At 62.5% G+C, this 24,714-nt stretch carries 27 protein-coding genes and 4 pseudogenes; 12 read left to right on the top strand and 19 right to left on the bottom strand.

The window, feature by feature from the left end:
• The first annotated feature begins 77 nt into the window (after positions 1–77).
• Positions 78–386 (top strand): transcriptional repressor TraM, encoded by a 309-nt coding sequence (locus tag KHC24_RS22695; protein ID WP_213366239.1) that lies wholly within the window; start codon positions 78–80, stop codon positions 384–386.
• A 3-nt stretch (positions 387–389) separates the two neighbouring features.
• On the opposite strand, the gene traR is transcribed toward KHC24_RS22695, so the two are convergent.
• The 6 genes and pseudogenes from traR to KHC24_RS22725 all read right to left on the bottom strand — a co-directional run bounded on the left by traR (position 390) and on the right by KHC24_RS22725 (position 5,119).
• Positions 390–1,094: an autoinducer-binding transcriptional regulator TraR gene (gene traR, locus KHC24_RS22700; protein ID WP_213366242.1), complete on the bottom strand. Its 705-nt coding sequence runs from the start codon at positions 1,092–1,094 to the stop codon at positions 390–392.
• Between the two features lie 380 nt (positions 1,095–1,474).
• Positions 1,475–1,879, bottom strand: a pseudogene (locus KHC24_RS22705) (helix-turn-helix domain-containing protein); the annotation flags it as partial.
• Between the two features lie 184 nt (positions 1,880–2,063).
• On the bottom strand, positions 2,064–2,813 hold the full coding sequence (locus KHC24_RS22710) for a DUF899 family protein (protein ID WP_213366245.1): 750 nt from the start codon (positions 2,811–2,813) through the stop codon (positions 2,064–2,066).
• A gap of 58 nt (positions 2,814–2,871) precedes the next feature.
• Entirely contained in the window at positions 2,872–4,089 is a 1,218-nt protein-coding gene (locus KHC24_RS22715; RefSeq protein ID WP_213366248.1) for an MFS transporter, read from the bottom strand.
• Positions 4,090–4,133: 44 nt separating this feature from the next.
• Complete coding sequence (locus KHC24_RS22720; protein WP_213366250.1) at positions 4,134–4,835, bottom strand: DUF899 domain-containing protein; 702 nt, start codon at positions 4,833–4,835, stop codon at positions 4,134–4,136.
• A gap of 2 nt (positions 4,836–4,837) precedes the next feature.
• Positions 4,838–5,119, bottom strand: coding sequence for a hypothetical protein (locus KHC24_RS22725; protein ID WP_213366253.1), 282 nt, complete (start codon positions 5,117–5,119; stop codon positions 4,838–4,840).
• 100 nt (positions 5,120–5,219) lie between these two features.
• On the opposite strand from KHC24_RS22725, the gene KHC24_RS22730 reads away from it, so the two are divergent.
• Positions 5,220–6,440 (top strand): helix-turn-helix domain-containing protein, encoded by a 1,221-nt coding sequence (locus KHC24_RS22730; RefSeq protein ID WP_213366256.1) that lies wholly within the window; start codon positions 5,220–5,222, stop codon positions 6,438–6,440.
• 9 nt (positions 6,441–6,449) lie between these two features.
• Positions 6,450–7,100, top strand: a complete 651-nt coding sequence (locus tag KHC24_RS22735) for a DUF5074 domain-containing protein (protein ID WP_213366259.1) — start codon at positions 6,450–6,452, stop codon at positions 7,098–7,100.
• 175 nt (positions 7,101–7,275) lie between these two features.
• Here KHC24_RS22735 and KHC24_RS22740 read toward each other — a convergent pair.
• Positions 7,276–8,032: pseudogene (locus tag KHC24_RS22740) on the bottom strand (IS5 family transposase).
• Between the two features lie 131 nt (positions 8,033–8,163).
• Positions 8,164–8,335: pseudogene (locus KHC24_RS25260) on the bottom strand (AraC family transcriptional regulator); the annotation flags it as partial.
• A gap of 79 nt (positions 8,336–8,414) precedes the next feature.
• On the opposite strand from KHC24_RS25260, the gene KHC24_RS22745 reads away from it, so the two are divergent.
• The gene (locus tag KHC24_RS22745; protein WP_213366538.1) at positions 8,415–9,164 is read left to right on the top strand and encodes a glutathione S-transferase family protein; all 750 of its coding nucleotides are present in this window, start codon (positions 8,415–8,417) and stop codon (positions 9,162–9,164) included.
• An 85-nt stretch (positions 9,165–9,249) separates the two neighbouring features.
• Here KHC24_RS22745 and KHC24_RS22750 read toward each other — a convergent pair whose 3' ends face one another.
• Both KHC24_RS22750 and KHC24_RS22755 read right to left on the bottom strand, forming a co-directional pair.
• Positions 9,250–9,456 (bottom strand): hypothetical protein, encoded by a 207-nt coding sequence (locus KHC24_RS22750; protein ID WP_213366262.1) that lies wholly within the window; start codon positions 9,454–9,456, stop codon positions 9,250–9,252.
• A 249-nt stretch (positions 9,457–9,705) separates the two neighbouring features.
• Positions 9,706–9,981, bottom strand: a complete 276-nt coding sequence (locus tag KHC24_RS22755) for a hypothetical protein (protein WP_213366265.1) — start codon at positions 9,979–9,981, stop codon at positions 9,706–9,708.
• Between the two features lie 282 nt (positions 9,982–10,263).
• Here KHC24_RS22755 and KHC24_RS22760 point away from each other — a divergent pair, with 282 nt between their 5' ends.
• Positions 10,264–11,121 carry a hypothetical protein gene (locus tag KHC24_RS22760; protein ID WP_213366268.1) on the top strand — a complete coding sequence of 286 codons (858 nt, stop codon included), beginning with the start codon at positions 10,264–10,266 and terminating at the stop codon, positions 11,119–11,121.
• A 315-nt stretch (positions 11,122–11,436) separates the two neighbouring features.
• Here the strand turns inward: KHC24_RS22760 and KHC24_RS22765 are convergent, their stop codons facing one another.
• Both KHC24_RS22765 and KHC24_RS25680 read right to left on the bottom strand, forming a co-directional pair.
• A complete protein-coding gene (locus KHC24_RS22765; protein WP_213356132.1) occupies positions 11,437–11,610 on the bottom strand; it encodes a hypothetical protein in 174 nt (57 codons plus the stop codon).
• A 109-nt stretch (positions 11,611–11,719) separates the two neighbouring features.
• A complete protein-coding gene (locus tag KHC24_RS25680) occupies positions 11,720–12,139 on the bottom strand; it encodes a 4-fold beta flower protein (RefSeq protein ID WP_373878554.1) in 420 nt (139 codons plus the stop codon).
• Positions 12,140–12,485: 346 nt separating this feature from the next.
• Between KHC24_RS25680 and KHC24_RS25685 the strand changes: the two genes are divergently transcribed.
• Positions 12,486–12,824: a DUF982 domain-containing protein gene (locus KHC24_RS25685; RefSeq protein ID WP_213366271.1), complete on the top strand. Its 339-nt coding sequence runs from the start codon at positions 12,486–12,488 to the stop codon at positions 12,822–12,824.
• On the opposite strand, the gene KHC24_RS22775 is transcribed toward KHC24_RS25685, so the two are convergent.
• From KHC24_RS22775 to KHC24_RS22790, 4 genes are all read right to left on the bottom strand, one after another.
• Positions 12,749–13,015, bottom strand: coding sequence for a hypothetical protein (locus tag KHC24_RS22775; RefSeq protein WP_213366590.1), 267 nt, complete (start codon positions 13,013–13,015; stop codon positions 12,749–12,751). The genes KHC24_RS25685 and KHC24_RS22775 overlap by 76 nt on opposite strands.
• A 246-nt stretch (positions 13,016–13,261) precedes the next feature.
• Positions 13,262–14,008 carry a class I SAM-dependent methyltransferase gene (locus KHC24_RS22780; RefSeq protein WP_213366274.1) on the bottom strand — a complete coding sequence of 249 codons (747 nt, stop codon included), beginning with the start codon at positions 14,006–14,008 and terminating at the stop codon, positions 13,262–13,264.
• A gap of 337 nt (positions 14,009–14,345) precedes the next feature.
• A complete protein-coding gene (locus KHC24_RS22785; protein WP_246547530.1) occupies positions 14,346–14,612 on the bottom strand; it encodes an arginase family protein in 267 nt (88 codons plus the stop codon).
• A gap of 136 nt (positions 14,613–14,748) precedes the next feature.
• Positions 14,749–15,015 (bottom strand): hypothetical protein, encoded by a 267-nt coding sequence (locus KHC24_RS22790; RefSeq protein ID WP_213366276.1) that lies wholly within the window; start codon positions 15,013–15,015, stop codon positions 14,749–14,751.
• A 154-nt stretch (positions 15,016–15,169) separates the two neighbouring features.
• On the opposite strand from KHC24_RS22790, the gene KHC24_RS22795 reads away from it, so the two are divergent.
• Both KHC24_RS22795 and KHC24_RS22800 read left to right on the top strand, forming a co-directional pair.
• Positions 15,170–15,373 carry a hypothetical protein gene (locus KHC24_RS22795; RefSeq protein ID WP_213366279.1) on the top strand — a complete coding sequence of 68 codons (204 nt, stop codon included), beginning with the start codon at positions 15,170–15,172 and terminating at the stop codon, positions 15,371–15,373.
• Positions 15,374–15,666: 293 nt separating this feature from the next.
• Positions 15,667–17,223: pseudogene (locus tag KHC24_RS22800) on the top strand (ISL3 family transposase).
• A 200-nt stretch (positions 17,224–17,423) separates the two neighbouring features.
• Here KHC24_RS22800 and KHC24_RS22805 read toward each other — a convergent pair.
• The 3 genes from KHC24_RS22805 to KHC24_RS22815 all read right to left on the bottom strand — a co-directional run bounded on the left by KHC24_RS22805 (position 17,424) and on the right by KHC24_RS22815 (position 20,517).
• Positions 17,424–17,831 (bottom strand): cyclophilin-like fold protein, encoded by a 408-nt coding sequence (locus KHC24_RS22805; protein WP_213366282.1) that lies wholly within the window; start codon positions 17,829–17,831, stop codon positions 17,424–17,426.
• Between the two features lie 508 nt (positions 17,832–18,339).
• The gene (locus KHC24_RS22810; RefSeq protein ID WP_213366285.1) at positions 18,340–19,458 is read right to left on the bottom strand and encodes an alpha/beta hydrolase; all 1,119 of its coding nucleotides are present in this window, start codon (positions 19,456–19,458) and stop codon (positions 18,340–18,342) included.
• Between the two features lie 165 nt (positions 19,459–19,623).
• Positions 19,624–20,517 carry a LysR family transcriptional regulator gene (locus KHC24_RS22815; RefSeq protein ID WP_213366287.1) on the bottom strand — a complete coding sequence of 298 codons (894 nt, stop codon included), beginning with the start codon at positions 20,515–20,517 and terminating at the stop codon, positions 19,624–19,626.
• A gap of 324 nt (positions 20,518–20,841) precedes the next feature.
• On the opposite strand from KHC24_RS22815, the gene KHC24_RS22820 reads away from it, so the two are divergent.
• The 4 genes from KHC24_RS22820 (at position 20,842) to KHC24_RS22835 (ending at position 24,631) form a co-directional block, all read left to right on the top strand.
• Positions 20,842–21,255: a cyclophilin-like fold protein gene (locus tag KHC24_RS22820; protein ID WP_271180518.1), complete on the top strand. Its 414-nt coding sequence runs from the start codon at positions 20,842–20,844 to the stop codon at positions 21,253–21,255.
• A gap of 144 nt (positions 21,256–21,399) precedes the next feature.
• Complete coding sequence (locus KHC24_RS22825; RefSeq protein WP_213366290.1) at positions 21,400–21,732, top strand: hypothetical protein; 333 nt, start codon at positions 21,400–21,402, stop codon at positions 21,730–21,732.
• 191 nt (positions 21,733–21,923) lie between these two features.
• Positions 21,924–22,370 carry a (2Fe-2S)-binding protein gene (locus tag KHC24_RS22830; RefSeq protein ID WP_271180519.1) on the top strand — a complete coding sequence of 149 codons (447 nt, stop codon included), beginning with the start codon at positions 21,924–21,926 and terminating at the stop codon, positions 22,368–22,370.
• 11 nt (positions 22,371–22,381) lie between these two features.
• Positions 22,382–24,631 carry a xanthine dehydrogenase family protein molybdopterin-binding subunit gene (locus KHC24_RS22835; protein ID WP_213366296.1) on the top strand — a complete coding sequence of 750 codons (2,250 nt, stop codon included), beginning with the start codon at positions 22,382–22,384 and terminating at the stop codon, positions 24,629–24,631.
• Positions 24,632–24,714 lie beyond the last annotated feature (83 nt).

Here is a 24,714-nt window from a genome sequence, read left to right on the forward strand (position 1 = left end):
GATTCTAACCCCCGGCTAGGGTTCATGGGATTAACGTCGGCGGGGGCGCACCGCGGACAACTTCAGGCGAGCAGGAGATGGAAACGAAAGAGTCCGCATCGGAGACCAAAATCGAGCTTCGTCCCCTCATCGGACTGACGCGAGGGCTGCCACAGTCGGATCTTGAGGCCATCACGGTCAATGCGATCCGCATCCACAGGCAGTTGGTCGATCGCGCCGATGAGCTGTTCCACGAACTTCCCGACACCTGCAAGGCCGGAAAGACGCAAGGGGGCGAACAGCATGTCCGATATATTGAGGCAGCCATCGAGATGCACTCCCAAATGGCTGCCGTCGCCACCCTTATCGCACTTCTCGGCTATACGCCGAATGTTTCGGTAAATTAATCATCAGATCAGTTTCCGGCGGATAGCCACGGCCACAAGCTGCGTAATCGTATACACGTTGAACCGCTTTTTTGTTTCGGCGAGCTTTACCCGCACGCTGTTATACTTGACGTTGTGAAGCTCGGCCACTTCCTCCACCGTCTTGCCCAGGGCAATCCAGCGCAGATAGGCTGCCTCCTTCGCATCGAGCCATGCGTGCTCCTCGATCGTCGGTGTCGCCTGCAGATGCGCAATGCGCGCGTGGAGCTGGCCCACAGCGGCAGCGGCCGCGATGGCGTCAATATCCCTTTCTGGGTCGATCCTAGGCTTGTCGGATGTCAACGTGAACATCGACATGAAGCCGTTCGCGGTGGTGACTGGAATGGTAAATCCAGACCGGATCGCGAAGTCGGCGGCGTGTGAGAAAAAGGAGCGCTGTTCCCTCGACAGGCGTGAGCGATCCGCCTCGCCGTCCCAGGAGAACGCCCGCTTCAGCCGCCGTGCCCGCTCCACGACGGGATCAACGCCGGCGTACCTTTCGCTGAAGTATACACGCTGCCATTCATTAGAATAATTTGAAATGGCAAACGTATTGTTCATTTGCATATGCAAATAGGCGTACCCACCAAAGCCAAATGATTCTGCTAGATCTGTCAGCGCCGATTTGAGATCGGTTTCACCCGATCCAACCGCCGTCAGATCGGTAAGCCTATCAATCCAATGCTTCACCAGGTTCCTCCGAATGGCACCTCGTTTTCGTGCAGCTGAGTTTTAACCATCATAACGGCCAATTCAAAAGCCAGCTTTTTCCAATCTTCCTGGACGAGAAGCTATCAGACGCGGAAATCAGCGCACCAGAAACATCTCCAGGCGTGGCCGTATCTCCACGCCAACGGTAGCGTCGGCACCTCAGGAATTTGCTCGCGCCCACATCCTCGTGATCCATCAGACGCCCTGGATCACGAGGATGACCATCAGAAAGTGCGACATCGTTTGGGCCTCACATCCTTGACGCTCAAGAACTTTGACGGGCGTCAGTCTGATTTTTCTCCTCTGCAGAGATGGCGTGGGGGGCTTTGAATTATCGGTATGCGCCCTCTGTTCCGGAGAAGATAGTACCAGCCCCATCCGGTGATCTTCAGATAGGTGAAGTCGGTCTGCCAGAGCTGGTTGGGCGCCGTCGTCTTGTCCTTGAACTCGGACGCCGCCTTGATGACGATGTACGCCGGGCTGGTGATCAGATCATGCGCTTTCAGCAGCCGATACACCGACGCCTCCGAGACGAAGTACCTCTTCTCGTCGGTGAAGCGCACCGCAAGCTCGCGCGGGCTGAGGTCCGTCTCGCGCAGCGCCAGCTCGACGATCTCGGCCCGGATTGGATCAGGAATCCGGTTCCAGACACGATCCGGCCGCGAGCGATGATAGGCAAGCGCCTCGATCCTGCCGGTGAGATAGCGATCGTACCAGCGATAGAACGTGGCGCGGGGAATGCCGAGCTTGTCCAGCGTACGTCGCGAAAACGGCCGCCGCGTCGCTCGGCGGAGATCCTGCACGACCTGTTCTGCCGTCGCTTTCTCCGGCCCGGAGTTCGGTCTCATGCGCGCTGACGGCAGACACGAGTGGGCCCCTACAGAACTACCGCTACCGAACCGAGATGTCGTGTGGCTATTCGCTGCTGCTCGTGCTGCAAGCCCACAATTAGCCGTCTCCACATCCCAAATCGTCTGAATATCCCGCCTCCAGGCGGCGCCATTGGGAGATCGGGCGGCCGTCTCGGCGAAACGGATGATTGGTTTCGCCCCAGTGCTGCGGCCAGCCGGCGGGCGAGTCCTCGAAATCCTCCTGCCGCCCATAGACCGTCAGGTCGAGCAGACGGTAGCTGTTGTCCATCGCCTCGACGCCGCGGCGGGTCGTCCAGTATGTCTCGAAGATATCCGATCCCTGCCTCAGATAACAGATGAGGTACATCATGCCCGGCGGCCGGCCGGCGAGGAGCGCCTGGAGCGATGCTTCCGGCACCGAATACCAGGGCATCTTCCAGCCCATGAAGTCGCGGTATCTGACGCTCTCCTCATATGAGCCCTGACAGAAGGTGGCGTAGGTCGCGTCGCGCGAATGGATATGGGAAAGCTCGCGCGCCTGCGTCGTGAAGAAGGTGCAGCCCTCGCATTGCTCGGACGCGGGCTGGCCGTCGAACCACATGTAATAATAGGCGACGAGCATTCGGCGTCCTTCGAACGCGTCCAGCAATGTGACCGATCCGTTGCCGCCGATGAGGGGCGTGCCGCCATCGACCTTCACCATCGGCAGCCGCCGCCGCGCCGCCGCGATTGCGTCTCCTTCTCGGGTATGCGCCTTTTCGCGACTGCGCAGCGCATCCACCTTGGCCTGGAATATTGCCCGATCGGCGATTTCAGGTGCTGGGTAATCAGCCGTTTTGCGGACCATGATCGTTTCCTTCCTGTTTTGACCAGCGGCGCTAAACGTTCTCGATCAGCACCGCCATTCACTGGGCGAAGGCCGCCGCCGAAGCGGCATTCCGGGGTTCCCCATCGGGAGCCCGTTGCGTTGCGATCAACACGGCCGCGAGAGCGGCACAGATGCCAGTTACATAGAGCGAAGCGCTTGTGCCGATGAGGTCCACGGCAACGCCCCCAGCGATCGCGCCCAAAGTGACGCCAAGCTGGATGACGGCGAGAAAGAGGCCACCCACGCCTTCGAGTTCGTCGGGCGCGGCCCGTCCCATCCACGTCTGGGTCATCACTGGTCCGGCGCCGATGGCGATGCCCCAGGCAGCGGCAAAGACGAAGACCGCACCGTAGACGTTACTGAGCACTAATAGACCTACCGTGGCGATAGCCAGCATCACGAACGTGACGCCGAATCCTGTGCGCAGCACGCGATCTGCGAACACACCGGCGACTGCGCTCCCCAGCAGGCTGGCGAGGCCGAGCACCAACAGGACAGGGGCGATGGACGTCGCACTCAGTCCGCCATTGGTTTCAAGATGGGGCCGCATAAAGGTGAAGCCGCTCACCTCGCCCCCGAAGAACAGCAGTCCGGCTACCAGTCCCACCCGTACAGGCCGCCGCTTCAACAAACCGAACAGTCTCGAAAGACTCGTCGCGCTTGTCGCGGGCACGCTGGGCAAGCAGACAGCTTGCAGGAGTAGTGCGACCAGGCCGCAGGCGGCCGCGGCCAGGAATGCCGTGCGCCAGCCGAAGGCTTCTCCGATCAGGGTGGCAAGCGCCGGAGCGACAACGAGCCCCGCCGAAAGGCCCATGAAGACGATCGACATGCCCTTGCCCATGTCCTCCATGGTGACGAGCCGGACGATAGTTGCCCCAGCCAGCGCAAAGAAGCCGCCGATGGCGATGCCCAGGAGCATGCGGGCGGCTAGCAGCGCGACGTAGTCGGATGTGAAAGCGACGGTGACGTTCGAAGCAATCACCAGGGCGCAGAGGACCAGATTGATCAGCTTGCGATCCAGTCGCCCGATGACGAGCGCCACCGTCGGCGCCGCGATGCCGGCAAACAGGGCGGTGAGGGTCACCGCCTGACCGGCAGCGCCTTCTGAAATGCCAAGATCGGCGGCCATTGGTGTGAGCACTGCCATGGGCAGCAATTCGCTGCTGATCAAAGCAAAGCTGCCGAAGGTAAGCGAGACGACGGACAGCCAAGTCGAGATCGGCCAAGAGGTTCGATTTGAAACGGTTGTGGACATCACGCCCTCCTGTTCCTGGTATCGCGGCGGGTCGCCGCGCGTGGCTAGTCTGATTGCGGGTATTCGTCGTGCAGGCGAACCCAACTCATGATTCCCGCGGTCTCGTTGCGGCCTCCGGGCGCGAGGTCGAGCCAGTTGAAGGCGCCCATCAGCAGTTCGGTGCCGCGGTGGTAGGTCGAGTAGGTGTGGAAGACATCGTCGCCGTCTTTGACGAAGACGCTGACGCCGAACATGTCCGGGGACTTCTGGATTCTGATCTTGTCGTAGTTGTAGAGCGCGCGGCCGGCGGCGCGATCAGCCTCGGTGAACGACACGCCGAAATCGTAGCTGAAGTCGCCGTCTCCGGCCGAAACCCAAGGAAACGTCCAGCCCATTCGGGCTTTCACTTGTTCGATCCGCGCGATCGGCGCGCGCGATATGGCTGCGAAGGCGAGGTCGGCTTGTTCGAAATGCTGCCGTGCGGCATCGACGTGGTCCATCGTATAGGAGCAGCCCGAGCAGAGATGATCCGAGCCCGGCGTGAGCATGAAGTGATAGACGGCGAGCTGGCTGCGACCGCCGAACAGGTCGAGCAAGGTGCACTTGCCGTCGGAACCGTCGAAGACATAGCCCTTCTCGATCCTGACCCAGGGCATCCGCCGGCGTTCGGCGCGCAAGGCGTCGAGCGAATGTGTCATCTCGAGTTCCTTGGCCAGAAGCGCCTTGCGCGCGGTGAGCCAATCTTCGCGCGAAACGATGGAACGCATGGTCAGTCTTCTCGGTCCTGGAGTGGTGGTTGCCGCAATAAGGCGGGCGCGAGCCTCAGCCAGGGCGACAGGTGGAAAAAGCTCATCAGCAGGTACATGAAGGCCATGCCGCCGAGGGGCAGAATGCCGGGGGCGGAAGCGCACAGCATGTTTTGCATGTCATTCGCCGAGGCCCAGGCCATCAGGGCGAAGGCTGGCGAAGCGGCAAGACCGATCCAGCGCGCGGTGTGGTGAGACGGCCGGATATCGGCAGAGCGTTTTCTTGCTACTATGGATGTCGTCATTTTCGAACGCCCCGTTGAGCCTTGCCATTACTTACCGGCGTCAGAAAGAGGTACGGCCGAAGGACCGGAGAGCGTGAGTAACAAGTCTGACGGGACTCAAATGGACCCTCTGACGACCGCCGCGGCGAAGGCTCTCGCTGCGGGCGATCCGCTTGCGGCGCTCAAGCGCGTTTCATTGCGCGATGACGCGCCGGCGCTTGCCCTGCGCGGCATCGCCATGGCGCAGCTCGGCGACCTTGCACGCGCGAAAGAGCTGCTGGGAAGCGCCGCGCGCGCCTTCGGCGACAGGGAACCCGTTGCCCGTGCGCGATGTAGCCTCGCCGAAGCCGAGATCGCGCTGGTGTCACGCGATCTCGGCCGGGCCATGGAGCGGCTGGGCGCAGTCAAGGCGACGCTGGAAGCGTTCGGAGACTTCGCGAATGCTGCCCATGCCGGTTATCTCGAAGCACGGGGCTTGCTGCTGATCGGTCGCCTGGACGAGGCCGAGCGGGTTCTGGGCGGCCTAGATGCCGGTGCGTTGCCAGCGACATCGCGGGTGGGCTGCGAACTGGCGGCGGCGGGCATTGCGATGCGCCGCATAAGCGCGAAACCTGCACAGGATGCGCTGGAGCGCGCCAGGATTGCCGCCGCCGGCATCGGAATCGCTGCGTTGAAGGCCGAAGTCGATCGAGTCGTGCAGGCGTTCGACGCGCCCGCCGCACGTCTGGTCGCGCGCAATGGAGAACGGCTCCTTCGGCTTGAGGAGGTCGAGGCGCTGACCGCATCGGACGCGCTCGTCATCGATGCGTGCCGCAATGTCGTGCGCGCCGGGACGACCATCTTTTCTCTGGCCAGCCGTCCGGTCCTGTTCGCGCTCATGCGTGTGCTCGGCGAGGCCTGGCCGGAAGACGCCTCGCGCGAAGAGCTGCTCGTGCGGGCCTTTAGCGCGCGGGAAGCCGATGAATCGCATCGCGCCCGGCTGCGGGTCGAGATCGGGCGCCTGCGCGAAGCGATCGGATCCCGGGCGGAGATACACGCCACCGAACGGGGGTTCGTATTGGGCGCGCGTCAAGCCGATGGGGTCGCGGTGCTGGCACCGCCCGTCGAAGACGAACATGGCGAAGTGCTGGCGCTTCTCGCCGATGGCGAGGCCTGGTCCAGTTCCGCGCTGGCGCTGGCGCTCGATGTCAGTCCGCGCACCGTGCAGCGGGCGCTCCACAGCCTTGCGGAAAATGGCAAGGCGGAATGGTTCGGCCAAGGGCGCGCACGTCGCTGGATCGCGACGAGCGTTCCGGGTTTCCCGACAAGCTTGTTGCTCCCCGCCATCGACGTTGTCGGCTAGGATGGAAGCATGAGACACGCAGCCGCCGAAATCATCCGTGAATATGGTCCCTTTCCCGGGGTGGAGTGCGTCCACGGGGTCAGCTTTGACGGTCGCCGGGTCTGGATGGCGACAGGTCCGCAGCTGCTCGCTTTCGACCCGGACAGCGGAGACATGCTGAGTTCGCTCAACATGGCCGCGGATGCGGGCACGGCGTTCGACGGCGAGCATTTGTTCCAGATCGCGGAAGCGGTGATCCGGAAGATCGATCCAAAGACGTGCGAAGTGCTCGCCACGATCCCGGCCCCCGGCGATGGTGAGGATTCAGGCCTTGCCTGGGCTGAAGGCGCACTCTGGGTCGGACAGCATCGCGGCCGCAAGATTTATCAAGTGGACCCCGAGACGGGAACCGTGCTGCGCACAATTGAAACCGATCGCTTCGTCACTGGCGTCACATGGGTCGACGGCGAACTCTGGCATGGCACCTGGGAGAACGACGAAAGCGAGGTTCGCCGCATCGATCCTTCGACCGGTGAAGTGCTGGAACGACTGGACATGCCGACGGGAGCGGGGGTTACGGGGCTTGAATCCGATGGACGCGATCGTTTTTTCTGCGGAGGCGGAAACAGCGCCACGGTGCGTTCGATCCGCAGGCCAAAGCGAACTGAAGCGACCACGTGAGACAATAAGGGATCCGGATGATTCCGTCCGCAAGAGACCGCACCGGGTTCCGGCAGCCGTCGCACCGACGACGACATCGGCCGAGACCGTACGCCTACCGGCATCCGAAACCTCTTCACCAAACAGGACGGCAAGCCTTCACCATCTTGCGAAAGGAGGGCCTTAGGGTCAGGACTCATAGCCAGAAGAGGACGGTTGCCGCGAGGGCTATGGCGGACATGAAGACGGTGGGGCATCGGTCGTAGCGTGTGGCGACGCGGCGCCAATCCTTGAGGCGGCCAAACATGATCTCGATGCGGTTTCGTCGTTTGTATCGCCGCTTGTCGTACTTGATGGGCTCGGTGCGGGATTTCCGCCCGGGGATGCAGGGCTTGATCCCCTTGGCCTGCAAGGCATCCCGGAACCAGTCGGCGTCATAACCCCGGTCGCCCAGCAGCCATTGCGCCTTGGGCAGGCTGTCCAGCAGGGCGGCGGCGCCGGTGTAGTCGCTGACCTGGCCCGCTGTCTGAAGAGGCTGATCGGACGTCCGTTCGCATCGGTCACGGCGTGAAGCTTGGTGTTCATGCCGCCTTTGGTGCGTCCGATCAGTCGCCCGACATCCCCCTTTTTACCCGCAGGCTCGAGGCCGTGCGGTGCGCCTTGAGATAAGTCGCGTCGATCATCACCGTTCGACGCTCGGCTTCTGCGGCGGACAGCCCCTCCATCATCTTGATGAAGACACCCGCATCGCTCCACCGTTTCCAGCGATTATACAACGTCTTGGGCGGACCATAGGCTGCCGGCACATCGCGCCAGCGCAACCCGTTGCGATTGACGAAGATGATCCCGCTCAGCACCCGGCGATCGTCTACCCGGGGCTTGCCGTGGCTCTTGGGGAAATAGGGCTGCAGCCGAGCCATCTGATCGTCCGTCAGCCAATACAGGTCACTCATATCCAGTCTCCTCACGAGCCTGAATCAGATCGGCCAAACCAAATCAATGGGTCCTGAGCCTAACCATCCGGCCTCCACCTTGCCTCGACGAAGACAGCATCGGCGCGCCAAATACCGTCGATTGCCCTCTTGGCGCGGCTGATGCCGCTGGCATCGCAGAGCGCCTCGATGCGCAGCCGTGTGTTGTGATTGTCCCTGATCCACCCCACCGCTCACCGGATACGGCCCAGCGCACCCTCGGGCTGGGCGATCTGGCGCAACAGGCCCCCCCTGCGGACCCTGCAGGAGACGATAGAGCAATATTTCGACGTCAATTTCGGCAAGAAGATCGCGAAGGATCAGTGACCAGCTCCGCCTGCGCTTCACCGAACGAGGACACATGATGCCCGACGCCAAGGTCACGCTCATCAGCCATCCGCTTTGCCCGTTCGTTCAACGGGCGGCGATCGTCCTGCTGGAGAAAGGTGTGTCGTTCGACAGGATCGACGTCAATCTCGCGGCCAAGCCCGACTGGTTTCTAGCGCTGTCGCCGACCGGCAAGGTACCTCTGCTCAAGATTAGCCAAGCAGATCGACAGGACGCCGTCCTGTTCGAAAGCATGGTGATCTGCGAATATCTCGAAGAAACCCAGAGTGGCGGAAGACTATATCCGGACGACGCGCTGGCTCGTGCCCGGCAGCGGAGGTTGATCGAGTTCGGTACGGCGACGCTCACCGGCGCCTGGCAATTCCTCAACGCCACGGATCGCCAGACCGCCGATGCGAAGCAGGCAGCATTCCGAGACAGGCTCCTGCGACTGGAAGCGGTGCTCACGGAAGGCCCCTATTTCAACGGAGACGCCTTCGGCATGGTCGATGCCGTGTTCGCGCCTATCTTCCACTATTTCGACATCCTCGACCCGGCAGTGTCGCAGGCAATCTTCGAGAACCTGCCCCGTGTCACAGCGTGGCGGTCGACGCTGGCAGAACGACCGAGCGTCATCGCCGCGGTGGCAGGAGACTATGCCGAGCGGTTCCAACACCACCTCCGTTCAGCATCGGGCGCTCCTCGCCGGCTGATCACCGTCGAAAAGCTCCGAAAAACCTGCTCCTCGACCCGCAGATTCCATATCCCGGCTCCAGTCTGCCGGTGACGCACACGGGCTTCATCCAGTCGGTCCTCTTTACCCGCATCACGCCGTGGCGATGCGGGTTCACTTCAACGGCTATGGCTCATTATCACTGGCGAGGAAGTCCCTTGATCAAGACTTTCACTTGATTGGGCCCCAGTACCTCACCTCCGTGCGGAACATAGTTCTCCGGAATCTTCACGTGCCAAGCCGGATTTTCTTCGACCATCTCGAGAGCTTCAGCAAGTGTCACGTTCACATCGCCTTCGCGGATCGTCAAGACATCGACTTGGCTATTTAGCGTCAAATTCGGCATAATTTCCTCCGACTTATTGGCGTTTTTTCATTGCGCCTATGCGGCAATCATTGTCCAAATTTTGTTTGGAATGGTGGTAAATTGCGGCAGTCAATTAGCCGGTTTCGGAAAAATTTCGGCTCAACCGTGCTCGCCCGACTTAACCTTACCGCTTCGCGTTCCGGATGGTACCTTGCTGCGTCCGGTGTCCTGCCGGGGACTGCGACCTCTGGAAGCCGCCGGCAGAGACCGGCGGCTTCTTTTTTGCGGCTAGCAGCGGTCCATGGCCTCATCGACCCGCCGGGCGATCGTGCGGATAAAGGTCTCGGCCGCCACGCCGTCGATGCGACCTAGCCCATCGACCCAGATGCCCAACGCCACTAGCGAAGGCGAATCCGCAATATACCAATAATCATTGGCCAAGCGCCGAAGCTCGACCAAGCGAGTGGTCATGACACGAGCCGAAGTATCGGATCCATACGGCACGAACCGAACGTATGCATTGCAGGACAGCGGAATCGTGTTGCGGTCAATCCGGGCCAGCATCTCCCCACCCCCAATCGAAGCAGATACTGAGATTAATTTATCGTTAACGAATGGGGCGACGCAATCTCTGCTTGGCCAATAGGGTGGTCCGATTTCGGCCTATCCACCGACCAAGCCAAACGCTGAGGATGCCTGTGCCCATGGGCGCCTAACGCCCGCACACCCTGTGCGTCACGCCCCGCCCACCTGCCGCCACCGGTGGCGCCGCATGGCGCAGAGCACTACATCTAGTACATCACCTCAAAGCCGCACACGAACCTTCACCCAATCAGGAGAGCGCCCGTGTGCGACGCTTCGAACGATAACGTGCCCAGTACGGCAACCGTAGACGCTACCCCCGCCAAGCCCAAGTGGCGCGAGGCCGACCCCGAACTTGCTGCGGCATCGGCGGCGTTGGCTGACAAGCACCGCAAGGAAATGATCGCGGCAGCGAAGCTTGAATCTCGTGCATGCCGCCGGGCTGGCGCACAGGCCCGTCACCGTCAGCTACTTGGCGAGAGCTGGGACGGCGAGGCCGACAACGACAACCGCACCTGGCCGCTGGCCAAGGCCCTGATTGCCGACGGCAAGGAGCACCTTCTGCGGGCCGCGATGGAATACCGCCGCATCGAGGCGAGCGCCAATAGCGGCGCGCAACTTGGCGGGACCGCCATTGGGCTTGAACCGGTGCAGATCGACCAGCGGACGTGGATCCGCCCTGACGGGCAGATCGTCTACAAGGGCGAATGCAAGCTGACTGCGGCCAAGTTCGCCGAGGTGCTGCCGACGCAGGCGTCGCGTGCATCCGACGGCATGATGCGGACAGCGGCTCCGGTGCCAAAGGCATGGGATGGCGACGCCAAGGTCAATGCTCGGGTGGACGACCCAGCGCAGGCTGACGCGACTGCATCGGGTTCTTGGTCCGCTCATCGACGCATTCGAGGCCGCCACGATCTACGGCGAGACGCTCGAGCAGGTTGGCAGAACGGCCGGCAGCGGCAATCCGGCAGGGGCCATGGGCGCTGGCAAGGCGCTGGTGCTGATCGGCCTGTACGCCGTAGCGAGCGAGTTGGCCCGCATTCGCATGGACGAGACGGCGCCCAGTTTGCGTGCCGCCTAGTTGGTTATAACCGAAATGGGGGTTTCAAGCGGGTTATATGAAGGGGATGAAAAATCCCCACCGAGATTGAGGCGACAGTGTCGAGCAAGCGCGCCAGAAGGCAGCCACTACCCGACCCGCCTCATGCCTAAAGCACCACGCGACTAAGGCGATGCCTGCGGGCTGAACCGCTACCAGCGTGGCGCGCAGAGAAAGACGATGCTCCCCCAGCCGCTTTAGCGCGCTGGCACGGGGACTGCAGCCCTCGCGGGCATCGTCTCCACTTCACCTGCAACGACACCTCCGCTGCGGTGACTGCGCCCGGATCCCCATGCTGCGGTATGGCGCGGGTCCGGACGCGGGTTGCTCCTCGGTGTTCACTTCTCGTTTTCTTCGATCATGGTTTCGATGGCGCCGATCGTCACTTCGAGATCGGCAATCTTCCGCATCACGTTGTCGGCAGGAATGGTGTCGGCATTCGCTGCGATGGTGATGAGTTCGCGCTGGGCGGTGAGCAGCCGGGTGCGAAGAGTTTTCAGTTTCACGATCATCGTGCTGCGTTATCCCAATGTACCAACGCGGGCAACGTGCCATTGCTGGCACCGAATATCGCCAAGAGCGAGCGGTGAGGGCGCTGATGGGGAACGAAACGGCTGGCGGTTAGGCGGGCCGTGGACCTCCTGCGGGCCAAGGGAGAATTGAATTGAGCCGGCCGCCTCGTGCGGGTCTATCCTCGAAGAAGTCAGCGATTGAAATTGCAGACCATGACGATCTCGGTTTCGGCATTTCTGGCGCGTCCGGCAAGAACTCCGGCGTCGGCGGCGTAGCTGCAATCGCCTTCGCCGGGGGCACAGCGCGAATTGGCGTCATCGGGCCGACCCCGCGCCGGGTCGGGGCACATGCAATCGCATCACCGTGCCTATCCCTAATCCATCCGCTGCTGATGAAGCCGATATGAGTTCCGCGCATTGAAAATAGAGCATTGCGCGAGATCAGTGCCACGGGCTTGCCCTCCCAGGTAATCAAGTAGCTAATTTTGGCGTATACGGCTGCTGTTCCGAATTTATCGTAGAAATCCAACTATCTACCTCCCTTTTCTAGATTTGAACAATAGTTCTTAGGCGTCAGTTATCGCAGCCGCTCCACATGATCTGCAAGCGAGAATGCTGTGATCGCCTTGTCCTGAAGTATATTTGCCAATTCCGGCAAGCTTGGCCAAGTATGGATCTGGCGTGACGTGCTAGGGGATGTTCTGATGCAAGTCCAGTTCGACCTGAAGGACTGGGAGCGAAAGGCCCGCGCCCTCGGCGCCACGTCCAAGCAGCTGCCGTACAGCCCAATTGGTAGCCGGCGCACACTGGAAGACGAAGGCGTCTAACTGCAACCTTTCCCTTTCGACTTCGTTGCGCCCCTCATACGCAGGCACATGCAGCCCATCAGCGTCTGCGAAAACGATAGCGTCAAGCGGACCTTGACGGATGTCGAGACGGCTGCGCGGTTCATGCTGGAGAAGTGGCCCAAAGTCGATGATACCGACCTTTACCAGGCGGCTCGTGAATCCGCCTTGGACGCGCTGATCGGGGCCAGTTTTGTCGAACCGTTTCGGTTTGCCTTCATCGCCGCTGCCGAGAGGCGGGATATTGGCGTGAGGGGCTGGCGCCCCTCGGCATGGCTCACGTGTTGTGGTGGTCAGTGGCGTTCGAGGATTGAAGCGGGCTCCCCCCGCATCCCGCCATCACTGTGCGGGCCGACAATTGCGCGGTAATCCTCGGCGAGCATTGCAATCTCGTCGTCGGTGAAGGGCCACACCCCGATCACGGTCACACTGTCGTGCGCCTCGTTGGCGACGACGGGCCAGAACCGCTCGACCATTGCCGGGATGTCTTCCCGCGGCACGCCGGATGAAGCGAGGCCGAGTGCGCAGATAGTACGGGCCAATTCTCCGAGCCGTTGCATATCACTGCCCCGCCATGCACATGGCGAATTCTGCCGAGACGCTCGTACAAGATTGGCAAGCGTCTCGCGGCATAGTCCCGGATGCTGACCTTATTCGCCCTGCGCGCCTTCCTAGGAGGGTGTGCGGGGCTTTTTGCGTTTGAGGGGCACGGGCCCCGCTGGCAGGGTGAGGCAGGCACGCCGCGCAGGCCGTCACCTATTAGAGGACGACATTCACGTACGGATCGCCTGTCAATGGAGTTCTCGTCAGCGCGTCGAAGAAAGTGCTCGCTTGATTGCCTTGCGTGAAAGAGAGATTGAGCCGCTCCACACACCGCGCAGTCCAGCGAGAAGACTGCCGTCAAGCTGCAGCTGACCGTTGTTCGCTGGCGCCCTGGATGAGGAAGAGCGAACCTTTGCTGTCTTCGCCTGTGCCTCGGCTTTAGCTAATTGTTGTCGGGTCAATTTTTGGATAATCATCTGCGCGCCTGAATAGCGAATGCGGTACTCCCCCCTGTGCAGGGCGAGGAAAGCATCGATGCCGTCGTGTGGGCGCTGTTCGGGCTTGGCGTTCGAGCCCCAATTGTAATCATCCCACATCATGATGCCGTTGGACGCCAGCATGGGCCAGGCCAGCAACGCAAGGCCCAACGCATGGTCCCGGCTCTTACCTCCGTCCAGATAGATCAGCTGGAAACGGCGTCGCTCGTCCTTGAACCTGTCCAGCGCGCCGATACCGCTACCCTTAACCTTCTCGATCCTGTCTCCGAATTCGGCGATATTCTTATCGAACAGGATCTCGTAGGAATTCCAGAACGTGTCAACACAAGTTATTTCGGCATTCGGGAAGAACCTGGCAAAGAAAACAGCGGAGCTCCCTTCATAGGAGCCGACTTCCAGCACCTTGATGGGTTTGTCAGCCCAGTGTTGGAACAGTGGCGTCCATATCAAGACGCGTTTTGTAGCAAAATTGCTCGTAAATTCTTTTCCGTCGAACCAATCAATTGACATCATCCGCTCTTTCCGACGCGATGGACATTGATATGACGAGATAACGTTAGGATACACAGATTGAGCGCTGACGACAAATATGCGTGCCGAATTATCTCTACGTAAGCGCGTTTGCCTGAGCGCGCGGTGACCCTGGCTGAAAGCGTATTCCCACTCCAATCGTCGGGTGTCTCGCCGTAGCGGGCGATCATCACTACCGGCTCGAACCCGCCGTTGGTGGGCGTGCAGCTCACCGCCGCCATCGAACAGGTCCCATATGAGCGACCGGCGGGGAGCGATGGGCTGGTTTCCTGATCACCACAGTGCGGGCTGCCGGGGCGGTTCGGGTGTAGGTGTCCCCTCAGCAGCGCACAGGCCCCGCCACCAAGTTGGTGGCTTCTGCCCACCACTGGAATGCGTGGCCGGCCTCGGCAACGTCCTCGGGATCTGTTGCGCCCCGCAGCAGACGGAGCATCTCTTCATAGGCGCCCCCAGGATGGGGGTGGGCCGTCGCAAAGGCCAATGCCTCGTCAAGCGAATCGATGTCGAAAACCACCGATCCGTGGCGGACACGAACCATCGGGATGGTGGCGGCTTGTGCGGTGTGAAGCTGGTCCATGATTGGCATGGCTAATCCCTCCATTGGACCAGATAACAACGCACATCCGCACCAGCCTGTTCCGGGGCGCGGGCGTAGGGCGTGCAGCTTTGGCCTGCCGCGCACGGTCGACGTCGAGCCGAAGCTGAAGCCCTAAGGGGTCGCGCTATAATGCCTCAGAGCCGCCGGCAGCCAATGCCCGGGCTCCTCGCTCGCGATAGGCCGGCAAGACCCGCAGGGCGAATTCAAGCAACTGTTTTTCTTCCTGTTCTCCGTCACGCACCGCTTCGATCAGGGCGGATGCAATACGTCTGCGGTGGTCGTCGGTGTCGCCATTTGGCTCCAAAACCTGAGCGTCTCGCATGGCAGCGGCCAGGCACCGGTCGAGGATTGCGATCGTCTCGGGTTCAAATTGCATGAAACGCGACGGCATCTCTCACAAACACCCGCGATAATTGACGAAACGGCAAAAATCTAACTTCACTTGGGAGCTTCGCAAGAGGGCCGCGGAGCAAATTTTCTACCCTACCCAGGTCGGGATTTTTCTCTTTTTGTTCTCATGATGAAATAGGGAACAGGAGGCGGACATGACCGGACACGAACACCCAAAACCCATCACCGAGGCCGACGTCGACGAGGCCATTGCGACCTGTGACGGCGATCCTCGTGCTGCTATCAAGGCGCTGCTGGTCGCGGGCGAGCTGTTGGGAATAGCTCTCGAGGAGGGCCGCGAAGAGGCCGGCTGGGGCTACGTGCGAGGCAGGCCGTCTCGGCATCGGGAGGCGTCGTGATGGCGAAGCGTACACAGCGCGGGCCGCACCCCGGCCAGGCGGCGGAGATGCAGCGGCAGGTGCGGGAGTTCCGCCGCTCGGTCTGCCAGTGGGCGGCGCAAGTGCCGATCGGCACAACCGCCTATCTCGGTTGCGACGTGCTGAATCACGCGCTGCTGCTGATGGACATGCAGCTCACGGCCGCGATCGACGCGGTGCCGTATGAGTGTCAAACGGCGCTCAATATTGGCTCTGACTCACTTTTGATGGAGTTGAGCGTCTGGCTGGCATTGGTTCACGTGGAGAACAATGCCATGGGTCAGCATTTGCGGGTCTCAGAGTTGGTGCCGGGCGGTTTTATCGTCGATGAGGTGGCCGACGCGGAATCCGGCATCCGGATCTGTCTCCGAGCATCCAGCGCGAGGAGTTGCTGCCCTGGATGCGGGACGATCTCAACGCGCGTTCACAGCCGCTATACCCGGCAACTGGCGGATCTGTCGCTTTCCGGCAGGCCGGTCCATCTCCTCATTCGGGCGCGGCGCTTTCATTGCGATGGGGTCCTGTGTCCGCGCCGCATCTTCGCGGAGCACTTCGACACCGAGGTTCTAGCGCCCTGGTCCCGGCGCATGGCGAGGCTCGACTACATCATCCACCATCTGGGGCTCGCCTTGGGTGGCCGGCCCGCTGCGCGCTTTGCGCGGCGGCTCATGCTGCCGGCGAGCAACGACACGTTGCTCCGGGTGATCCGAAGACGAGGGCGACCTACTTTCATTCCACCTACAGTGATCGGGATCGACGATTGGGCCTGGCGACGTGATCAGCGCTACGGAACATTGATCTGCGATCTGGAGCGGCGCCAGACCATCGTCCTATTGCCTGACCGGGAGCCGGCAACGGCGCAGACGTGGCTTACGGCCCAGCCTCAGATCGCCATTGTCGCCCGGGACCGGGGCGGCGGCTAAACCCTGGCCGCGGCTAAGGCCCTTCCAGCAGCGACACGGGTCGCTGATCGCTAGCACCTGATGGAGAATGCGAGCCGGGCCTTCGTCGACGCCGTTCGCAAATCCATGCGCCAGATCCGCGCCGCCATCGGCACATCCACCATCAACCCAGATCTGCTCACCGCTGCCGAACGCATCCAATATGAAGGATATCTGCACCGTGAGGAGACCAACATGGCCATTCTCGAACTCGCAAAGGAGGAGGTGACGATCAAGGAGATCGTTCGCCGCACCGGATACAGCCGCGGTCTGGTTCGGCGCGTCATACGCGGGCAGCGCTCGGACATCTTCCGCACTCGCGAAAGTTCTCTCGAGCTGTTCCTGCCCTGGCTCGACGCGCAGTGGGCGGCTGGGCAGCGCAATGGTGCCGAACTCTGGCGTCGGCTCGGACAGCAGGGGTTTCGCGACAGCCTGAGGGTCGTCACGGAATGGACCACGCGCCGCCGGCGAGCCGACGCGGCGAGGGGCGGCGCCCTGAACCGGACGCCATCGGCGCGAACCCTTGCACGACTGATGACCATCGCCCGGGACAAGCTCTCCAGATCCGAAACCGTGCCGATCGCGGCGATCGAGAGCGGCGTGCCCTCGCTTGTCGAGGCCCGCGAGATCATCGCTGCCTTCCATACCATGATCCGTAAGAAGGCTCTTGCCGATCTCGGCCCCTGGCTGGAACGCGCGAGTTCAAGCCTCGTGGCCGCGTTCGGCCGCGGCGTCAGAAATGATCATGCCGCGGTCGCCGCAGCCATTACATCCCCTTGGTCGAACGGACAGACCGAGGGACAGATCACCAAGCTCAAGCTGGTGAAGCGCCAGATGTACGGTTGCGGAAAGCTCGACCTGCTGGAGGCACGCCTCGTCGCGCCGGCATGAGGGTTCACCACCAAATATGCGTCAGAGCCAAACTTGCATGCCGAAACACAATGGCCGGTCCGCTCCGGTTTATGAAGGCGCGTACGCCAGTTCTTGGTCAGTAGATCAACAGCGTCACCCGCTGTGGGATACGATCCATGCGTGACCATCCAGCTGGCCGTCTGGGCACGCCAAAGGCTGCGATCAGCGCCCCCGTGGCCTCAATCCGCTGCTTCGATTTTGACGGTGAGTGGGCCGGGACGGTCGAATATTGATACGTCGCCCGTGACTTGGCCGAGCATAATGATGCCGGGTTGCGGAACACGCCCGGCACGATAGTAGATCACGAAGTCGGACGAACTCCAAAGACCGAGCGTTCCCGCGCTAAATTCGACCTGCCGTCGAACCTCGGGCAGCGGCGCGGGCAAATTGCCGGTCTTCTCCTGACGAAGGTGGTCCCTCATACTGACTGTGACCGGCAGCATCTTGACGAGCGCACGCGTCGCCGCGTTGTCGACCAGCGTTGCGGTCACCCGCCCCCAACTAGATGAAATTTGGATCCGCTCAGCGGCCATAGCGGATCCAATAAATCCTTGTGCCAGGACCACGATCGCTGCCACGCGTGTCATTCGCCACATTTCCATCCTCCGGAGTGGTCACAGGACGGGAAGTCTTTAATCCTGGACCTGAATTCTTGCACTGGCATCGCCACAGCTACGCCTGACGCTCATTTTCTCTGCCCAAAAGCCCTAGTCATCATAATGCATCTGCAGTCACCGGCTACTCACCGGGGTGCGCATGGCGTTATGATTTTGCCGCTTATCAAACATTGGGTCGATAGCTGGCGGTGTCCCCATCCCTGCAGTTGCACCCTCTGCCGGTCAGTCGCCCGGGAGCCGCGTTCACGGCCGGGTAGATCTCCTTCAGCACCAAGGCGACGGCTTTACTGGCTTTGTAGGATACGGAGAAAAGGCCCTCGTGGCCGCGGCTCTTGAGCCCTTTCACGACACTCAGGCAGCCCATGAAATGGGGATTATTGCTCCTCACGTTGCGATTATCCGGCAGGCCGCGCGGGGCGCGTCCTGCCGGGAGGAAGCGGCAGATGAGGCGAGCACCTTACGGCAGGCGATCCGGCCCTCAGGCCGCCAGGTTCTGCTTGAAGAAGCTCGTGAGCTTGGCGAAGGGGATCAGATCGACACGATCATACAGATCCACGTGGCCGGCGCCCGGAACCCAGACAAGTTCCTTAGGCTCGGCCGCGCGCTTGTAGGCGTCTTCGCTGAACTCGCGCGAGTGCGCCTGATCTCCGCTGATGAATAGCATCGGACGCGGCGAAATCGTCTCGATGTCGTTGAAGGGATAGAAGTTCATGAACTTCACATTGCTGGTCACCGTCGGCTTCGTCGTCCTCTGCGCGGATGCGCCGGCCGGTGTGAACTCACCGCGCGGCGTGCGGTAGAAGTCGTAGAATTCGCGCTGGATCGGATGGGTATCGGCGCTGAGCACGAGATCGGTGCCACCGGCGACCGCCACCTCGCCTCCGGCAAATTCGACATAACGCTGCTCGGCGGCGGCGGCGGCGATCTCCTTGCGCTGTTCCGTGGTGAGCGAATGGTTGAGCGCGTTGCGGTTGACCGACCCCATATCGTACATGGAAACCGTAGCCACCGCGCGCAGTCGCGGATCGATCTTGGCCGCGCTGATGGCAAAGCTGCCGCTGCCGCAGATGCCGAGGACGCCGATGCGGCTGCGATCAATGAAGGCTTGGCTGCCGAGATAATCGGCCGCGGCGCTGAAGGCCTCGGCATAGAGGTCCGGCGAGACCATATTGCGCGGCTGTCCGTCGCTCTCACCCCAGAAGGGCAGATCGATGGCCAGCGTGACGAATTCCTGCTCCGCCATTTTGGTCGCGTAGAGGTTGGAGCTTTGCTCCTTCACCGCGCCCATCGGATGGCCGACGATGATCGCCGGGTTGCGTGTGCCCCGGTTTAGGCCCTTCGGAGCGAATAGGTTTCCGACGACGTCCATCTGGTACTGGCTCTTGAAGGTGACCTTCTCAAGCGTGACCTTGTCGCTGGTGTAGAAATTCGCGGCGCCGCGCGACATGTCCTGCGCGTTGGCCGATGACGCGTCGAGAAGGGACATCATACCGACGGTGGCCACGCCCACGCCGGTCATTTTGAGCAAGTCGCGGCGGTCGATCTGCTCGCCAGCGGCTTGCGTCGTAGCGGTCTTGTCTTTTGCGTGTCGATCCATAGGAGTCTCCTTTGCGAGCCGTGGGCGGCTCTGCATGCCAGACAATGTGGCGCGAGGCAGACGCGGTAAGTAGGCCTATGAATTGGCTAGAAGCTATGAGCGTGCCTCATCAATCGATTGATCGGCATCCAAAGATGGCCTGCTGAACTTCCGCAAGTGTGGGCGTCATGTCCGATGGCGCAGGGCGTCCAGCAAAGCGACGAAGGCTGGCGAGGACTGACGTCGGCTGGGGTAATAGAGATAGAAGCCATCCCAATAGGCGCACCAGTCCTCCAGCACGCGGATGAGCTGCCCCGCGCGGATATGGTCGCGGGCGATTTCCTCGGGGACAAAGGCAAGGCCTGCGCCGGCAAGCGCGGCGTCGAGCACATGGAAGATGTTGTTGAAGGCCAACTGGCCGTCGACCCGTATCTTCAGCTCGCGTCCATCTTTCTCGAAATCCCAGGCCCACAGGCCGCCGGAGGTCTGGAAACGGTAGTTGATGCAGCGGTGCTGGACGAGATCCTGCGGATGCTCGGGCACCGGATGCTCCGCGAAATAGACGGGGGTGCCGACCACGGCGAAGCGGAAATCGGGCCCGATACGGGCCGAGATCATGTCCTTGGCAAGCTGCTCGCCCATACGTACGCCGGCATCGTAGCGCTCGGTAACGATGTCGGTGAGGCCATTGTCGAGCATCAGCTCGACCTTGATATCCGGATATCTGGGCAGGAATTTCTGCAGCTTGGGCCAGAGGACACTGCTGATGGCGTAGTCCGAGGCGCTGATACGGATCGTTCCCGCCGGGGTGTCGCGCAGATCGTTCAGAGCATCGACCTGCGCCTCGATCTCGTCGAAGTGCGGGCCGATCCCTTGCAGCAGGCGCTCGCCGGCCTCGGTTGGCGAGACGGCGCGGGTGGTGCGCGTCAGCAGGCGAACGCCGAGCCGGGCTTCGAGCTGGCGGATCGTGTGGCTAAGGGCCGACTGCGACACACCCATGCGCGAGGCCGCCCGCGTGAAACTGCGTTCGCGGGCGACAGCGATGAAGGCCAGAAGGTCATTGATGTTCTCGCGCGCCATCCATGATCACCTCTCATAAGATCAGATTGATTATATCGTAAGAACGAAGGGCCGATAGGTGCCGCCCGGCACCCGGCGCCACTCCTCCCGTCACGACTTCATCAACTCTCCCTCAAAGCCGACGCTGAGAACCCGATGATCGCGGCGGGCCAGATTGATGAAACGTCCTCATGTCTCCATGCGGAAGCCCACCGCTAACGGACACCCGGCAGTCTCGCTACCTTACCGTCGGATACGGCGGACAAGTGCCGTGTCGTGGGCGACCCACGCCCGGAAATGGAACAGTGATCATGGTTGTGACGCGCAGGAGGGTGCTCGGAGCCTGTGTGGCCGCGCGTCATTGGCGCGTCGGGGCCCGCGTGGGGCCAGGGAACGGAGAAGCCGTTCATGAAATTCGAATTTGCCTTCAGTGGACAGATGTTCACGGCGACTCTGCTCGACAACCCGACAACGCGCGATTTCGTGTCGATGCTTCCGCTCACGCTCAAGATCGACGATTATTCGACCAACGAGAAGATCGCCCATCTACCACGCAAGCTGACCGAAGCGGGCAGCGGGATCTTCGGCAATGAGGCACCTGGCGACATCGCCTATTTCGCGCCCTGGGGCAATCTCGTCTTTTATTATGCGGACTACCACTATTGGCCCGGCCTGATCCGGCTCGGGCGGCTCGACGGCGGGATCACGCCGCTGCTGACACGCGGGCAATTCCCGTTGACCGCGACGCTTGCCGGGTGACGCGAGCGTCGCGTCGACCACCGTGTCCGGCCACAAGAACACGTTTCGGCGTGTGCTGCGCCGCGCGCCGGATCAATGCGTAAACACAGCGGGCAAGACCTTGAATATTGGCTGGGGGCAGCTGAGCAACACAAGAGGAACAGCATGTCCTACGACCCCGACCACTATGTCGTCGATTCCCGGCGCCTCGGCAGCAGCTATCTCCTCGCGGCCATCGTGCTGGGCGTACTCTTCGCCCAGTGTTTTCCGGAAACGTCCACCGCGGATCATGCCACGCTGAGCGCCGCCCAACCCGCCATCGTGGTGCTGTCGCTGGCCCGCTTCGACCCCAGCGATGACGAGACGGACTTCGCGGACGCCACCTCCCGCAGGGGCCCCTCCCACGTCGCTCCCGCCGGTTTCGGTCCTGCCGGTTTCACTGCTGCCGAGTGCGCCGCCGGGCACGAAGGCCGGACGTCGAGCATTCAGGCGCTCTGACGCAGCCGTTCATGAGCGCGGCTCATGGGGGCAAGCGGGGTGTGCACCTAATCTGTCGATCCGGCGGCTGATAGAATTAGACCAAATGGAAGCGGTGGAATGACCGACGATAGCGCTGCCTTGCGCAGCGTCGCGATCGCCTGCATGCGCAGCATTTCCGTTTCCGGCGGCCTTTTACAAGGAGAATGACGGTGGACATCACCATTAACGGGCAGCTGCACCAGCTGGATATCGAGCCTGACACCCCGTTGCTCTGGGTGCTGCGCGACGAACTCGGCATGACCGGCACCAAATATGGCTGCGGCGTTGCCCAGTGTGGCGCCTGCACCGTGCTGGTCGATGGTCAGGCCACGCGCTCCTGCGTGACGCCGGTCGAGGCGGTTGCGGGCAGCCAGATCATGACCATCGAGGCGGTGACGCAGGATCCGGTGGGCCAGAAGGTGGTGGAGGCGTGGGTGTCGCAGCAGGTCGCGCAGTGCGGCTACTGCCAGTCCGGCCAGGTAATGGCGGCGACCGCGCTGCTCAAGCAGACCCCCAAGCCCAGCGACGAGGACATCGCGGCGGCCATGGTCAATCTGTGCCGCTGCGGCACCTATAACGCAATCGCCGCTGCCGTCCGGCACGCGGCGCAGGCCTGAGGAGCGGCGCGATGAACGAGATGAGACCCCTCCTCAAGGCGGCGACCCGCAAATCCGACGCCTTGCCCCTCAACCTCTCGCGCCGCAGCTTTCTCGGCGCCTCGCTCGGCGCCCTGGCGCTGGGCGTGGTTCTTCCGGCCGGTGGACGTGCATTCGCCCAGGAGGCCGCGCCCGCCATCGTGCCGGGCACGCGGGTCAATGCCTATATCCAGATCCAGCCGGACAGCACGGTGCTGTTCCGCAGCGCCTTTATTGAGGGCGGCCAGGGCATCTTCACCGCCATGGCGCAGATCGTGGGCGAGGAACTCGACGTCGATCCCACGCAGTTCGTCGTGGAAGGGGCGCCTCCCGGCCCGGACTACACGCTGATCGGCGGCTACCGCTTCACAGGCGGCAGCATGTCGGTCCGCAAAAGCTACGATGCCATGCGCCAGCTCGGCGCCGCCGCGCGCCAGATGCTGCTTCAGGCTGCCGCCACCCAACTCGGCGTACCGATGGCGGAACTCGCGACCCAGCCCGGCCGGGTGATCTACGCCGCCTCGAACCGCTCGATCCCCTATGGCGATCTCGCGACTGCGGCCGCCGCTCTGCCGGTGCCGACGGACGTCCCCCTGCGCGCCCGCGAGGATTTCCGCTGGATCGGCAAGCCGGTCGCCCGCATCGACATTCGTGACAAGTCGACCGGCAAGGCGACCTACGCTATCGACCTGAAGGTGGATGGCATGCTCTACGGCGCCGTTCAGCATGGCGTTCGTCTCGGGATGGAACCTGGCGCCCTCGCCAACGAGGATGAGGTCAAGGCGATGCCGGGCGTCCACTCCGTGCACCGCCTGCCCGGCGCCGTCGCCGTGCTGGCCAATAGCTGGTGGCGGGCGCGGCGTGCCGTGGAGGCACTTCAGATCACCTGGGCCGAGGCCGCTCCCGGCAGCACGGTCCGGGTCATGCCGGCGGACTACTCCTCGGAGAAGCACCTCGCCGACCTCAAGGCGCGCACCGGCGACGGCCTCGCCTTCGAGACCCATGGCGAGGTAGGCCCGGCGCTGGCGGGTGCCGCCCGGATCGTAGAGGCAAGCTTCGATGCCCCGCATCTCGCCCATGCCCAGTTGGAGCCGCCCTCGGCGATCGCCCGCTTCAACGCGGACGGCACGCTGGAGGTATGGGCGCCCAACCAGGCGCCTGAGATGTTCCAGGCCGATGCGGCCAAGGTGGCCGGCATCGCGCCTGAAAAGGTCATCATCCACTCGCCGATCCTCGGCGGTTTCTTCGGCCGGCACTTCCTCTACCAGACCGCCAATCCCTATCAGCAGGCGATCATCCTCGCGAAAGCGACAGGCCGGCCGGTGAAGCTGCTCTGGACACGGGAAGAGGAGTTCCTGCGCGACGCGCTCCGGCCGATGAGCGTCGCCCGCTTCCGCGCCGGCCTCGACGCCAGCGGCATGCCGGTCGCGCTGAGCGCGGTTACCGTCGGCGAGGGCGCGACCGGGCGCTGGTTCGGCCGCACGGCCGACAAGGTGGACAGCTCTGCCGTCGAAGGCATCGCCGGCAAGGTCTACGCCATCGGCAATCGCCGCGTTGGCCAGATCCATGTCGATGATCCCGCAATCATCGGCTTCTGGCGCTCGGTCGGCCATTCGATGAACGACTTCTTTTATGAGACGTTCTTCGACGAGATGGCCGACGCCGGCAAGCAGGACCCCTACGAGCTGCGCCGCCGGCTTCTCGCGGACAGCCCGCGCCACCGCGCCCTGATCGAGGCGGTCGCAGAGCTTTCCGGCGGCTGGAAGCGCGGTCCTTTCACCGCCGAGGACGGCACAAGGCGCGCCCGTGGCGTCGCCATGGCTTCGCCCTTTGGCAGCGAGGTCGCGACCATCGCCGAAGTCTCGCTGAAGCAGGGCGAGGTCGTCGTCCACAATGTGTGGGTGGCGGTCGATCCCGGCAGCATCGTGAACCCCGCGATCATCGAGGCACAGGTGAACTCGGCCGTGGCGCTTGGGCTGTCGTCGGCGCTGCTGGAGGAAGTCGTATATGAAGGGGGCGTCCCTCGCGCCCGCAACTATGACGGCTACCCAATCCTGCCGCCCGACCGGATGCCCAAGGTGCATGTGCGCATCGTCGAAAGCGGTGCTCCCATGGGCGGAATCGGCGAGCCCGGCCTTCCCGGCGTGCCACCCGCCGTGGTCAACGCCGCTTCGGTCCTGACCGGCCAGAGAATCCGTAGCCTGCCGCTCTCGCGCAGCAACCTGACGGACATGGCGGGCTAACGACCTACACGTTTCGGTCCCATAGCCCCCACCCCGGCACCACCGGGGCAGCCGCCCCTCACCGCGACGAGGTGGCGGCTGCA

The sequence above is a fragment of the Ancylobacter defluvii genome, assembly GCF_018390605.1.
GTDB lineage: Bacteria > Pseudomonadota > Alphaproteobacteria > Rhizobiales > Xanthobacteraceae > Ancylobacter > Ancylobacter defluvii.